The organism is Symbiobacterium thermophilum IAM 14863, from assembly GCF_000009905.1.
In the GTDB taxonomy this organism is placed as follows: Bacteria; Bacillota; Sulfobacillia; order Symbiobacteriales; family Symbiobacteriaceae; genus Symbiobacterium; species Symbiobacterium thermophilum.
In genome coordinates, this window is the sequence record NC_006177.1 from 2,859,974 (window position 1) to 2,872,349 (window position 12,376).

The following is a 12,376-nucleotide window of genomic DNA, read 5'->3' on the forward strand; positions in this document are numbered from 1 at the left end:
CGGCGCCCGTCGTCCAGAACATGCCTGTTATGTCGACCGCGGCGCCGCGCAGACTATCGCGGACCAGACCGCGCGATGGGGGGAGTCTGCGCCGTGAGTCTGTCAACGGTGACCCACAGCCTCGGGCTGCCGCCGGCGCCCAGCCTCTTCGCCGGGGACGGGTGGCGCGCACAGAGCCCGGACGCACCCCTCCCGTTTTTTGACCTGCCCGCGCCGCCCGAGGGTGCGGCGCCCGACCCCGACGCCCTGTACGCCCCTCCCGGCGAGGAGCTGTACGACTACCAGGTGGACGGCGCCCGGTTCCTCATGGAGCACCCTGTGGCCCTCCTGGGCGACGAGATGGGGCTGGGCAAGTCGATCCAGGCCATCTCCGCCCTGCGGCTGCTGATCCGCCGGGGCGAGGTGGGCCGGGCCCTGATCCTGTGCCCGAAGACGCTGATCTTCGACTGGTACTACAAGCTGCGCCTCTGGGCGCCGGACCTGCGGGTGGTGCCGGTCGAGGGCCCCCGCCGGCGGCGGCAGTGGTACTGGCGGTGCCAGGTGCACGTGCATCTGGTGGGCTACGAGAGCTGGCGCGAGGACCTGAAGGCAGGCCTGGCCTCCCCCGATGTCTACGATCTCATCGTGCTGGACGAGGTCCAGCGCATCAAGAACCCCGGGACGGCCATCCACAAGGCGGTCGCACAGGTGCGCGCCCCCTGGCGGTGGGGGCTTTCGGGCACCCCGCTGGAGAATCGGGTGGAGGAGCTGCTGGCCATCTTCGCCTACCTGAAGCCCGGCCTGCTCCCCGGCCGCAAGGGATGTCCGGTGGAAGAGATCCACCGGCGCATCGCCCCCTACGTGCTCCGCCGGCGCAAGGCAGACGTTCTGCGCCATCTGCCTCCCAAGGAACACCGCACCGTCTGGCTGGATCTCACCCCGGCCCAGCGCATGGCGTACGAGGCCGCCGAGCGCGCGGCGGTGGCCGCCATCCGGCAGGCCGGGCACGCCGCGGCGCCGGTGATCGCCCTGACCCTGCTGAACCAGCTGAAGCAGCTCTGCAACCTGGACCCCGCCACCGGCGCCTCCTGCAAGTTGGCCTTCCTGGAGCAGGAACTGGCCCCGCTGGTCGCGCGCGGCGAAAAGGCGGTGATCTTCTCCCAGTATCCCAAGGTGACCCTGGAGCCGCTCCTTCCCCGGCTGGAGCCCTTCGGGGCCGTCCTGTTCGACGGCTCGCTCAGCGACTGGAAGCGGCAGCTGATCGTCCACCACTTCCAGCACGGGGACATGCCCCGGGTCCTGGCCATGTCGCTGAAAGCCGGCGGCGTGGGCATCACCCTCACCCGGGCCAACCACGTCTACCACCTGGACCACTGGTGGAATCCCGCGGTCGCCCAGCAGGCCGAGGACCGCACCCACCGCATCGGCCAGCGCAGACCGGTGTTCGTCACCACCCTGCTCACCCGGGGCACCGTGGAGGAACGTATCGCCGAACTGGTGGAGCGGAAGCGGGAGCTGTTCCACGAGGTCATGGACCCGCTCACGGAACCCGGGGAGCCCGAGGAGCAGCCGTACCTCCTGCAGCGGCTCAGCCGCGCGGAGATCCTCTCGCTGTTCGGCGTACACTGAAAGGGTCCGGAGCCGTCAGGCTCCGGACCCATTGTGCGCGGCGGCCTCAGCCCGCCGCCCCTTCCGGCTCCTCATCCCCGGGCGGGAACTTGGCCAGCTCCGCCTCGGCCTGGTCCCGGTACAGGAAGACAGCATCCCCCGTGCTGCCCATGCGGTGAACGGCCTTCTTGATCCCCTCGCGCTCGAAGGGTTCCCGTTCGATCAGATAGTAATACTTGGTACCGTTGGGATGGTTCATGACCCAGATCATCAGGTCCTTCTGCGTCAACGCGCCCTTTGCCATGTCCCCAGACCTCCTCGTCTGTCGTCGCAGACTATTCGGCGGATGGGCGGCGAACCCCTCCTGACCAGATGAGAAACGAACATCCACGGGAGGCGATCTCATGCACGACGGTAGCCTGACCCTGCGCGCCTATGCGTCCTGGAAGGGGGTGACCGCCACCAGCGGCGAGGTGAGCAGCAGCTTCTCCAACCTGCGGCTGGCCTTCACCGCCCCCGTGGCGGACGGCGGGGAGCCCGGCCTCACCTCCCCGGAGGAGATGCTGCTGGCGGCCGCGGCCACCGGCTGGATCACCGCCTTCCTCGACGTGGCCCGCCAGATGGTGCTGGACGTGGCCGACGTGGCCGTGGAGGGCGAGCTGGTGCGCACGTACGACGAACTGGAAGGGACCCGCATCGAGCGGATCGCGCTGAAGCCGGAGGTGAAGCTGCGCTCCGGGCTCGGCTTCGAGAAGGTGCACGACATGTTCCGTCGGGCCACCGCCCTCGCCCGGCAGCGCTCCCCCGTGCTGCGGGCCCTGGCGGCGGGCGTCCAGCTGGAGGTGGACCCCTCCTATCATTAGGCTGCGTGCGGGAGGTGAGCGAGTGCAGGCCTTCCGGCTCAACCGGTCGAGCTGCGTTCCCCTCAAGGAGCAGCTCCAGGCCCAGATCCGGTACCAGATCGCCGCGGGCCTCCTCCACCCCGGGGACCAGCTGCCCTCGCTCCGGGACCTGGCCGCCGGGCTGGCCATCAACGTCAACACCGTGGCCCGGGCCGTGGAGGAGCTGATCGGCGAAGGCTACCTCACGTCCCACCAGGGCAAGGGCATCTTCGTGGCCGACGAGCCGCCCGGACAGGCTCCGGGAGCCGCGCTGCGCTCGCTCCTCTCCGGCGTGCTGGCCACCGCGCAGGAGTGGGGAATGGATGCCGAGGAGCTCGCACTGGATCTGCTGTCGCAGGCACAGCTCGCCCGCAGCCCGGCGCCCGCGGCGAACCGGGTGGTCCTGGTGGCCACCGCCCGGTCCGACCTGCGGCGGCTGCAGCGGCAGCTGGAGTCCCAGCTTCCCGGCACGCAGGTGGCGGCCGTTCTGCCCGAGGAGTTGGGCCACGTCCCACCCGGGATCCCCGTCGTCACCACCCTCTTTCACGGGCCGGCCCTGCGGCGCTGGCAACCGGTGGTCCTGGCCGGGGCCGAGTCCCGGGGGGCGCTGGACCGGCTGGCACGGCTGCCCGCGGGCAGCTGCGTCGCGGTGGCCGCATCGGACCGGGTGCAGGCCGCCCGCATCCAGCAGAGCCTGGAGCAGGGCGGGTTCGGCCACCTGCGTTTCCGGGCGGTGACGGCCCCGGACGAAGTCGACGCCCTCCTCGGCGATTCGGCCTGCCTCCTGGCGGCGCCCAGCGGCTATCCCCTCGCGGAGGCCGCCCGGGCGGCGAGGCCCGGCCTCCCGTGCATCCGCGAGCCCCTCGCGACGCCGCCGGAGGCCCTGACCAGCCTGCGTGAGGCCCTGGGCGGAGCCGCTGCCCCGCCCAGGCGGGTGGCGATCCGGTCCTCCTGGGTCTAGCCGCCGTTCGTCGCCCTCCCGCGGCATTTTGCCGCCCGGGGGTACTACACCGGCAGGCTGTGCTGTATGATAGGCACATGACCACATCCGGTGGGGGGGATCGCGGGTGAGCCAGACGATCAGCCGGGAGGAGATGCGCCAGGCCTACCTGGACATCCTCGAGCGGGCGGAGGATGCGACCGCCCTCCGGCTGGCCATCATCTGCTCCGATCAGTTTCCCGAGACGCTGAAGGAACGGGCGCGGCTGGCCCCCTCGCTGGAGGCCCTGCGGGCGCTGCTGGCCGAGCATCGCCGCCGGTCCGTGCCGGTGGGATGAAAGAAGCCGGGCAGGGGTCGATCCCCGCCCGGCTCGCTCGTTGGCGTCCAAGCTCTGCGCGCTAGCTCAGGTTGTTCTTCAGGCGCGCCACCGTCTCGGCGTCCAGCTTCTTGATGACCGCCGCCAGCAGCTTGGCGGCGTTCTCCATGTCGTCCCGGTGGATCAGCGCCGCGTGGCTGTGGATGTACCGGGTGGCGAAGCCCACGGCCAGCGACGGCACGCCCCGCCCCTGGATGTGGATCCGGCCGGCGTCGGTACCGCCTCCGGCCATGGCCTGGAACTGGATGGGAATCTCCAGCTCCTCGGCGGTGTCGATCACCAGGTCACGCAGGCCGCGGTGCGGCACCATCGAGGCGTCGTAGATCATGATCAGCGGGCCCGCCCCCATCTTGCCCTCCACCTGGCCGTCGCCGCCGGGGACGTCCGTGGCCAGGCCGACGTCCAGCGCAAAGGCGATGTCCGGCTCGATGGTGTTGGCCATGGTGGTCGCGCCGCGCAGGCCGACCTCCTCCTGGACCGTGCCCACCGCGTAGACCTCGTTGGGATGGTCCTGGCCCTTCAGCTCCTCCAGCACCATGATCGCCACCGCGCAGCCGGCACGGTTGTCCCACGCCTTGTTCATCAGGATCTTGGGGTTGGGCATCACGTGGAAGTCGCAGTAGGGCACGATCGGATCGCCCGGCCGCACGCCCCACTCCTGGGCCTCCTCCTTGGAGCTGGCGCCGATGTCGATGAACATGTCCTTGATCTGGACGACCTTGTTCCGCTCCTCCTGGGTGAGGATGTGCGGCGGCTTGGACCCGACCACGCCGATGAGCTCGCCCTTGCGGGTCAGGACCTTGACCCGCTGGGCCAGCATGACCTGGCTCCACCAGCCGCCGACGGGCTGGATCTTCAGGAACCCCTTGTCGGTGATCTGCGTGACCATCCAGCCCACCTCATCGAGGTGCCCGGCCAGCATGATGCGGGGACCACCGGCCTGCCCCTTCTTAATGCCGGCGATGGATCCCAGGTTGTCACTGATGATCTCGTCGCAGAGCGGCTCCAGGTACTTGCGCATCACCTGCCGAACGGGCTCCTCGAAGCCGGAGATCCCGTTCGCGCTGGTGAGCTCCTCATACATCTTCAGCCGTTGATCCACCAGTTGGGCCTCCCTCTCCATCGATGGATGTACTTGACGAGGCTTGTGGTTAATTCAACCACCCGTCGGAAATCCCCTGCCTACTCCCTAGCGGCAATGGGACTTTAGTCTATTGCGCCCCCTCTTCACCCCGTCTTAATCTGATCATAAGCGGAGCTTTTTGCCTTCCGGAGCATGACGCGAAAGGGGGTCCGCCACCGTGCTGTTGTCATACCTCCGGGTCTACTGCGACATCATCGAAACCCGCAGCTTCTCCAAGGCGGCGGCGCGGAACTTCATCTCCCAGCCCGCCGTGAGCCAGCAGGTGAAAGCGATGGAGGAGCACTTCCAGCAGCGGCTCATCGAACGGTCTCCCCAGGGCATCTACCCCACGGAGGCCGGACGCATCTTCTACGAAGCCGCCCGGGAGATCGTGGAGCGCTACCAGGCCCTGGAGCAGCAGATGGCGAACCTGAGCCAGTCCGTCTCCGGCACCATCCGCGTGGCCACCGTTTACACGGTGGGGCTCCACGACCTGCCCCCCTATATCAAGAAGTTCATCCAGACCTACCCCCAGGCCCGGATCCACCTGGAGTACAGCCGCACGAACAAGATCTACGAGGCGGTTCGGCAGAACCAGGTGGACATCGGTATCGTCGCCTACCCCCAGGAAGGGCGGCAGCTGGGCGTCATCCCCCTGCCCTCCGACGAGCTGGTGGTCATCGTCAGCCCAAACCACCCGCTGGCCCGGGCGGGCAAGCCCGTCGCCCTGCAGCAGCTCCACCGGCTCCCGTTCATCGCCTTCGACCCGGACATCCCCACCCGGAAGGCCACCGACCGGGTGCTGAACGACCACGGGGTGGACGTGGAGATCATCCACGAGTTCGACAACGTGGAGACCATCAAGCGGTCAGTCGAAGCGGAGCTGGGCGTCTCGATCATCCCGCGGCGGTGCGCCCAGTGGGAGGTCAGATCCGGGTCGCTCGTCGCCCTGCCCATCGCGGACATGCGCATCGAGCGGCCGGTGGGCGTCATCTACAAGCGGGGCAAGAACTTCAGCAACACCCTGCAGAAGTTCATCGCCATCCTCACGGGAAGGGAAGAACAGGAGGACTGACCGTATGCAGCGGTGCTGCCCGCCGGGCGGCACCGCTGCGGTCATCTTTGCGCACAGGCCTGCGAAGGTTTATACCATGAGAAAATGAAAAACCCGACGGGTACCCCGTAACCTTCGACGTCCTATCTCGTTAGTAAGGGCGATGGCAGACAGACAGACGCAGCTCGGGCGGCGCTGGACAGTGTTGACGGGAGGGACGCGCTGAATGTTATCGTTGACGGACGAGCAATTGGTGGAACGGGCACAGGAAGGCGATCGCTGCGCGCTGGGCGAGTTGATCAGCCGTTACGAGCAGCGTACCTATAATCTGGCCTACCGTTTAATGGGAAATCACGCCGACGCATGTGACGCAGCCCAGGAGGCCCTGGTGCGCGTCTGCGTGAGGCTTCACAACTTCCGGGGCGATTCCCAGTTCTCGACCTGGCTCTACCGGGTGGTGACGAACACCTGCCTGGACGAACTCCGGCGCAGGGGTCGGACGCGCTGCGCGTCCCTGGATGAGGCCATGCCCCTCGACGAAGGCTCCGTCCCGCGCCAGGCCGTCGACGACTCCGACGGGCCGGTGGAATATGCGGAGCGCCACGAGGTGCAGGCGGCCGTGCAGCGGGCCATCGGGCGGCTCCCGTACGACTACCGGGTCGTGGTGATCCTGCGCGACCTCCACAACCTGAGCTACCAGGAGATTGCTACCGTCCTGGGCACCACGCTGGGCACCATCAAGTCCCGGCTGCATCGGGCACGGCAGGCCCTGCGCTGCATCATCGAGGACACCGAGGCCCATCGGCTGGACATTGCCGGATAGATGAAACTTCTGTTCGTATGATTATTTCAGAAAAGTAACCCCTCGTTCGCTGTTCGCGTGGCGAAGGACCGTGGTAGACTCAAAGTGCAAGGGGCGCAGGGGATTGGCTGAAGAACCCGAAGCCCGCTGATTCGAGATCTCCGGATCCCAGAATCGCGACCCGGCCCGGTACGTGGAACCCGTTGTTCCGAAATCCTCTGTCGCTCCTTTTGGGCGCCCGGCTGTGTCCAAAGCCGGGCACCGCAACCCCCTGAAGGCAGCAGCCTCCAGGGGGTTGTTCGCGTGCGCGGCAGGGAATGCGCCATCTCACCCCGAAGAAGGCTCCGGGTGGGCAGGGCCGCGGGGCTACTCAAAGTTCCCGGGCGGGGCGTCCAGCCGCGGCTCCTGATAGTTGTCGGGCATCCAGCCCAGCTCCGCGGTCTTGCGCGCGGCGTTCTGCACCGCGTCCGGAGCAGCCTCCTGAGCGGCGTGCGCCGCGCTGTGCGCTGCGTCCTGCCCGGCGTATGTCGGTTCGGGCGCGCCCTGCACGGCCGCGGCCCGCTCGCCGGCGTCCTGTCCGGCGGTGAACTGGCCGCCCCCATCTTGCCCGGCCTCAGCCGGCGCAGTCGGCATGTCCGTCCCATCCGCGGTGAACAGGGCGGCAGGATGGGTGAGGGTCGGCTCCACGTTGCTCGTCGCATGGGCGCTGACGTTCGGCAGATCGGTGTCCTGGCGGTCGCCGTCTAAGGGTAGAGCGGTTTCATCACCCGTCCGGGGCACGAACAGGAACCAGGCAATACCGAGCACAGCCAGAAAGAGCAAGAACCAGATCATCCTGACTTCCCCCCCTGTCCCGCGTAGTCTGCCCCAATCCGCAGAAATCCTTTCCGAAAGGGTCGATCGCCATTCCCGCGATGCTCCTCGTCGACGGCGGCCTCATGTTCCGGACCTTCTTTGCGCTTCCGCCGATGACGGATCCGAAAGGCCGTCCCGTCAACGCCGTCTACGGCTTCGTGAGCATGCTCCTGCGGCTGCTCGCCACGCTTCGGCCCAGCCATGTGGCCGTCGCTGCGGACAGCCCCGTCGCCGAAAACCGCCGCGCGGTCCTCTACCCGCCCTACAAAGCCAACCGGCCAGAGTGCCCGCCGGACCTCGCCCCCCAGTTCGCGCTCCTGCGCGAGGTGCTCGCGGCGCTGAACATCACCGTTGTCGGGGTGCGAGGCTACGAGGCCGACGATCTCATGGGCACCATGGCCCGCATGGCCGAGGCCGAGGGGATGGAGGTGATCCTCCTCACCGGCGACCGCGACGCCTTCCAACTGCTCTCCGGCCGCACCGCGGTCCAATACGTCAAGCGGCTGAACCAGACGATCACCTACGATGTGGCGCGGTTCGTCACGGAGTGGGGGATCCTCCCGTCCCAACTGGCCGACCTGAAGGGGCTGGCGGGCGACGCCTCCGACAACATCCCCGGGATCCGGGGCATCGGGCCCAAGACGGCCGTGAGGCTGCTCCAGCAATACGTCACGTTGGAGGCCGTCCTCGCCCATGCGCATGCTCAGCCCGGCAAGCTCAGGCAGCGACTGGAGGAAGGGCGGGAGATCGCCCTCCTCTCCAAGCGGCTGGCCACCATCGACCGGCATGTGCCGGTTTCGTGCACGCCTGGGGCATGCGCCCTGGACCTGGACCTGGATACCGGCGCGGCTGTGTTCGAGGAGTTGCACTTCCGCTCGCTTCTGCCCAGCCTCCGGCGGGCGATGGCCTGACGCCGGGGCAGCAGGGACGGGTGCCCACCAGGCCTGTCTTCCTGCACGGAAGGCGAACCGCGCGGATGGACCGGAGCACGTCCCCCACAGGGCGCGCTCCGGTCCTCGTATGTCTGAGCGGGATTATCCCTTTGCCTTCAGGGCTTCCTTGTACAGGCACCTGTCCTGCACGGTCAAGAGGCCCAACGCCTCGGCTTCGGCCACCGCCTCGTCGTTCACCACGCCTTCCTGCATCCAGAGCACCCTGGGCCTCGCCACCATCTCGCCGATCTCCCGGACCACGTCCAGGGCGTACTGCGGCGCGCGGAACACCTGGACCACGTCCACCGGGAACGGGATCTCCCGCAGCGAACTGTAGACCTTTTCCCCCAGGATTTCGCCGCCCTTCGGGTTGACCGGCACAATGCGGTAACCGCGCCGCTGCATCTCCGCGCTCACCCGGTAACTGGGCCGTTCGGGGTTGTCGGAGAGTCCCACCACGGCCAGCACCTTCGGCCCGTCCAGCACCCATGCCACCGTCTTCGGGTCATTCACGGCCACGCCAATCGCCCCCTTGGTTCTACCTCAATATTTTGGACGCCGGCGCCGACCGCGCCGAAATGGCGGCGTCAGGGGCTCACGCACCCGCCGCCTTCTCCAGGGCCTGCTCCAGATCGGCAATCAGATCCGCCACGTCCTCGAACCCCACGGACACCCGGATCAGGTCATCGCCCACGCCGGCGGCCTCCCGCTGGGCCGGGGTCAGCTGGCTGTGGGTCGTGGACGCGGGGTGAATGACCAGCGACCGGGCGTCGCCCACGTTGGCCACATGGGAGAAGAGGCGCACGGAGTCGATGAAGCGGGCGCCCGCCTCCAGGCCTCCCTTCAGGCCGAAGACCAGCATGCCGCCGAAGCCTCCGGTCAGGTAGCGCTGCGCGAGGGCGTGATCCGGATGGCTGGGCAGGCCGGGGTACCGCACCCAGGCCACCGCCGGGTGCTCCGACAGGTACCGTGCGATCTCCAGGGCGTTCTCGCTGATCGCCCGCATGCGCAGGGCCAGGGTGTCCAGTCCCAGGAGCAGCAGGAAGGCGTTGAAGGGCGACTGGCAGCCGCCCAGGTCCCGCAGCATCTGGGCCCGGACCTTGGTGATGAATCCGGCGCGGCCGAAATCGACGGCGTACCGCACGCCGTGATACGACGGGTCCGGCTCGGTGAAGCCGGGGAAGCGGGGCGAGTTCCAGTCGAAGTTGCCCGAGTCCACCACCACGCCGCCCATGGCCACGCCGTGGCCGCCCAGCCACTTGGTGGCCGAGTGGATGACCAGGTCGGCCCCGTGCTCGATGGGCCGGCACAGCATGGGCGTGGCGAAGGTGTTGTCGATGACCAGCGGCAGCCCGTGCTCGTGCGCGATGGCGGCCACCCCGGCGATGTCGAACACGTCCAGCCGCGGGTTGCCGATCACCTCGCCGAAGATCAGGCGGGTCCGCGGCGTGATGGCCCGGTGGAAGCCCGCCAGGTCATGCGCGTCGACGAAGCGGGCCGTGATGCCCCACTTGGGCAGGGTGGTCGCGAAGAGGTTATACGTGCCGCCGTAGAGGCTCGAGGAGGTGACGATCTCGTCGCCGGCGTTGCAGATGGCCAGCACGGTCGCCGCCAGCGCGGCGTGGCCTGAGGCGAAGGCGACGGCCCCGATCCCGCCCTCCAGCGCCGCGACGCGGGCCTCGAATGCAGCCGTGGTGGGGTTGTTAATCCGGGTGTAGATGTTGCCCTCGGCCTCCAGGGAGAACAGCTGCCGAGCGTGCTCCGTCGATTGGAAGGCATAGGCGGTGGTCTGGTAGATGGGCACCGCCTGCGCGCCCGTGAGCGGATCCGGCTGCCAGCCCGCGTGAACCACCAGGGTCGCGGGCCGGTACCGGTCGGAGGCCGCGTCGCTGCGGTCAGGCATCCCGTTCCACCTCCAGCTGCCGCATGATCTCGGGCGAAAGCGCCGGCCGGGCGCCCACCCGGGTCACCACCTCGGCCCCGAGCCGATTGGCCCGCAGCGCGGCCCGGTACGGGTCCAGCCCCCGCCGCAGGCCGTCGATGAGGGCGGCACCCCAGGCATCGCCGGCGCCGGTGCCGTCCACCGCCGGCGCCGAGGGCGCCACGGGGGGCACGTATGTGAGCTGTCCTGCCCGGGCGAGCAGCGCTCCCTCCGGCCCCAGCTTTACCGCCACCAGGTCCGCGCGGCGGGCCAGCTCCCGGGCGGCATCCTTCACGTCCGCACAGCCGGTCAGCGCCCGGGCTTCGTCGCGATTGGGCATCAGCACCCGGATGCCCTCCGGCAGGTCCAGCCCGTGCCGGCGGATGAACCCGGCGGACGAGGGATCGAACGACACGGGCACCCCCGCCTCCCTGGCCACGGCCAGGGCGCGCTGCAGCGCCTCGCGGGTGGAGTCCCAGAAGAAGGCGTATCCGGTGGCGTGCAGCCAGCCGGCGGTCCGAATGCGCTCCTCCGGCAGGTCGCCGGGACCGAAGAAGTGGTTGGCCCCCCGGGGAACCATCATGTGCCGCTGCACGCCGTCGCTGAAGAGGACCAGGACGGCGGTGGGGTAGACGGGATCCACCGCAGCGTGCACCTCGACGCCCTCCCTGCGCATGTCGTCCACCAGGGCCCGGCCCAGGAGGTCATCGCCGACGCGGGTGGCGAAGCAGACGGGGCTGCCCAGGCGACGGGTCCACACCGCGAAGTTGGCGGCCGACCCGCCGGGGGCGGACCGCACGTCGCCCGGCGTGTCCGTGTCGGCCTCCAGGGCCGAGGACGCGGTGGCCACGACGTCAAGGACCAGGTCGCCGAAGGTGAACAGATGCCGCATTCCGTGCCCTCCTTAATGCACTGCAAAGAACAATCGCCGTTGGGTAAGTTTCCCCAACGGCGATCGCGATTCCTATCGTGCCCGCACTACGCCTTGCCGGCGCAGCCGAAGAGCCGCATCTTCTCCTTGATGTGCTCCTTCAGCACCTCGCGGGCCGGAGCGAAGATCTTGCGCGGGTCGAGCTCGTCCGGCCGCTCGGCCAGCTGGCGCCGCACCTCGGCCAGGAAGGCCTGCCGCAGCTCGGTGTCGATGTTCACCTTGCGGATGCCCAGCTCGATGCCCTTGCGCATGTCCTCTTCGGGCACGCCCGAACCGCCGTGCATCACCAGCGGGGCGCCGGTCTTCTGGTGCACCGCGGCGATGCGGTCCAGATCCAGCTTGGGCGGCAGCTTGTACGGACCGTGGGCGGTGCCGAAGGACATGGCCAGAGCATCCACCCCGGTGGCCTCGTAGAACTCGATGGCGTCGGGAACGGGCGTGAGCATCGCATCCCGCTCGTCGACGGCGATGTCGTCCTCCACGCCGCCGATCTTGCCGATCTCGCCCTCCACCGAGACGCCCACCGCGTGCGCGATCTTGACGATCTCCTTGGTGCGGGCGATGTTCTCCTCCTTCTCGTACTTCGACCCGTCGAACATCACCGACGTGAAGCCGGCCCGGATGCAGGCCATGATGGTGTTGAAGTCGGTGCCGTGGTCCAGGTGGAGCGCCATGGGCACGGTGGCCTTGGCCGCCGCGGCCTTCACCATGCTCACGATATAGTCAAGGCCCGCGTACTTGATGGCCCCCTGGCTCGCCTGCAGAATCACAGGAGAACGGGCCTCCTCCGCTGCTGCGACGATTGCCTGAACGACCTCCATGTTGTTGCAGTTGAATGCTCCGACCGCGTACTTGCCCGCCTGTGCTGCATCCAAGAGCGTCCTCAGTGAGACCAGAGTCATCGTCTTGCCTCCCACCGCCCCCACGGGGCGCCTTTGCTTATAAGTGGACTGTTATGCCAGCCGTGGGGCTGC

14 protein-coding genes are annotated in these 12,376 nt (G+C 68.5%); 7 read left to right on the plus strand and 7 right to left on the minus strand.

All coding sequences use genetic code 11. The features are described 5' to 3' along the window. The first annotated feature begins 93 nt into the window (after window positions 1-93). Complete coding sequence (locus STH_RS13270) at window positions 94-1,608, plus strand: DEAD/DEAH box helicase (RefSeq protein ID WP_043714149.1); 1,515 nt, start codon at window positions 94-96, stop codon at window positions 1,606-1,608. Between the two features lie 46 nt (window positions 1,609-1,654). Here STH_RS13270 and STH_RS13275 read toward each other — a convergent pair whose 3' ends face one another. Further along, the gene (locus STH_RS13275) at window positions 1,655-1,891 is read right to left on the minus strand and encodes a hypothetical protein (RefSeq protein WP_043714151.1); all 237 of its coding nucleotides are present in this window, start codon (window positions 1,889-1,891) and stop codon (window positions 1,655-1,657) included. A gap of 100 nt (window positions 1,892-1,991) precedes the next feature. Between STH_RS13275 and STH_RS13280 the strand changes: the two genes are divergently transcribed. The 3 genes from STH_RS13280 to STH_RS13290 all read left to right on the plus strand — a co-directional run bounded on the left by STH_RS13280 (window position 1,992) and on the right by STH_RS13290 (window position 3,745). Further along, a complete protein-coding gene (locus STH_RS13280) occupies window positions 1,992-2,450 on the plus strand; it encodes an OsmC family protein (protein ID WP_011196794.1) in 459 nt (152 codons plus the stop codon). 22 nt (window positions 2,451-2,472) lie between these two features. Then, entirely contained in the window at window positions 2,473-3,429 is a 957-nt protein-coding gene (locus tag STH_RS17500; protein ID WP_011196795.1) for a GntR family transcriptional regulator, read from the plus strand. 106 nt (window positions 3,430-3,535) lie between these two features. Next, on the plus strand, window positions 3,536-3,745 hold the full coding sequence (locus STH_RS13290) for a hypothetical protein (RefSeq protein ID WP_011196796.1): 210 nt from the start codon (window positions 3,536-3,538) through the stop codon (window positions 3,743-3,745). A gap of 61 nt (window positions 3,746-3,806) precedes the next feature. Here STH_RS13290 and STH_RS13295 read toward each other — a convergent pair whose 3' ends face one another. After that, complete coding sequence (locus STH_RS13295; RefSeq protein WP_242654544.1) at window positions 3,807-4,886, minus strand: M42 family metallopeptidase; 1,080 nt, start codon at window positions 4,884-4,886, stop codon at window positions 3,807-3,809. A gap of 199 nt (window positions 4,887-5,085) precedes the next feature. Here STH_RS13295 and STH_RS13300 point away from each other — a divergent pair, with 199 nt between their 5' ends. Further along, on the plus strand, window positions 5,086-5,982 hold the full coding sequence (locus STH_RS13300; protein WP_011196798.1) for a LysR family transcriptional regulator: 897 nt from the start codon (window positions 5,086-5,088) through the stop codon (window positions 5,980-5,982). A 205-nt stretch (window positions 5,983-6,187) separates the two neighbouring features. Further along, on the plus strand, window positions 6,188-6,784 hold the full coding sequence (locus STH_RS13305; RefSeq protein ID WP_011196799.1) for a sigma-70 family RNA polymerase sigma factor: 597 nt from the start codon (window positions 6,188-6,190) through the stop codon (window positions 6,782-6,784). Between the two features lie 345 nt (window positions 6,785-7,129). Here STH_RS13305 and STH_RS13310 read toward each other — a convergent pair whose 3' ends face one another. Continuing rightward, window positions 7,130-7,597, minus strand: coding sequence for a hypothetical protein (locus tag STH_RS13310; RefSeq protein WP_011196800.1), 468 nt, complete (start codon window positions 7,595-7,597; stop codon window positions 7,130-7,132). An 80-nt stretch (window positions 7,598-7,677) separates the two neighbouring features. Between STH_RS13310 and STH_RS13315 the strand changes: the two genes are divergently transcribed. After that, window positions 7,678-8,529: a 5'-3' exonuclease gene (locus STH_RS13315; protein ID WP_011196801.1), complete on the plus strand. Its 852-nt coding sequence runs from the start codon at window positions 7,678-7,680 to the stop codon at window positions 8,527-8,529. Between the two features lie 123 nt (window positions 8,530-8,652). On the opposite strand, the gene STH_RS13320 is transcribed toward STH_RS13315, so the two are convergent. The 4 genes from STH_RS13320 to STH_RS13335 all read right to left on the minus strand — a co-directional run bounded on the left by STH_RS13320 (window position 8,653) and on the right by STH_RS13335 (window position 12,304). Further along, window positions 8,653-9,069 (minus strand): CoA-binding protein, encoded by a 417-nt coding sequence (locus STH_RS13320; RefSeq protein WP_011196802.1) that lies wholly within the window; start codon window positions 9,067-9,069, stop codon window positions 8,653-8,655. Between the two features lie 76 nt (window positions 9,070-9,145). Continuing rightward, window positions 9,146-10,453, minus strand: a complete 1,308-nt coding sequence (locus tag STH_RS13325; RefSeq protein ID WP_011196803.1) for an O-acetylhomoserine aminocarboxypropyltransferase/cysteine synthase family protein — start codon at window positions 10,451-10,453, stop codon at window positions 9,146-9,148. Continuing rightward, window positions 10,446-11,363: a carbohydrate kinase family protein gene (locus tag STH_RS13330; protein WP_011196804.1), complete on the minus strand. Its 918-nt coding sequence runs from the start codon at window positions 11,361-11,363 to the stop codon at window positions 10,446-10,448. Before STH_RS13330 ends, STH_RS13325 begins: the two co-directional genes overlap by 8 nt. Before the next feature lie 86 nt (window positions 11,364-11,449). After that, window positions 11,450-12,304: a class II fructose-1,6-bisphosphate aldolase gene (locus tag STH_RS13335; RefSeq protein WP_011196805.1), complete on the minus strand. Its 855-nt coding sequence runs from the start codon at window positions 12,302-12,304 to the stop codon at window positions 11,450-11,452. Between the last annotated feature and the right edge of the window lie 72 nt (window positions 12,305-12,376).

Bases quoted from the DNA above. Each gene is read 5' to 3' on its own strand.
- STH_RS13275 (WP_043714151.1), bottom strand. From the start codon at position 1,891: ATGGCAAAGGGCGCGTTGACGCAGAAGGACCTGATGATCTGGGTCATG.
- STH_RS13280 (WP_011196794.1), top strand. From the start codon at position 1,992: ATGCACGACGGTAGCCTGACCCTGCGCGCCTATGCGTCCTGGAAGGGG.
- STH_RS13305 (WP_011196799.1), top strand. From the start codon at position 6,188: ATGTTATCGTTGACGGACGAGCAATTGGTGGAACGGGCACAGGAAGGC.
- STH_RS13310 (WP_011196800.1), bottom strand. From the start codon at position 7,597: ATGATCTGGTTCTTGCTCTTTCTGGCTGTGCTCGGTATTGCCTGGTTC.
- STH_RS13315 (WP_011196801.1), top strand. From the start codon at position 7,678: ATGCTCCTCGTCGACGGCGGCCTCATGTTCCGGACCTTCTTTGCGCTT.
- STH_RS13325 (WP_011196803.1), bottom strand. From the start codon at position 10,453: ATGCCTGACCGCAGCGACGCGGCCTCCGACCGGTACCGGCCCGCGACC.
- STH_RS13330 (WP_011196804.1), bottom strand. From the start codon at position 11,363: ATGCGGCATCTGTTCACCTTCGGCGACCTGGTCCTTGACGTCGTGGCC.
- STH_RS13335 (WP_011196805.1), bottom strand. From the start codon at position 12,304: ATGACTCTGGTCTCACTGAGGACGCTCTTGGATGCAGCACAGGCGGGC.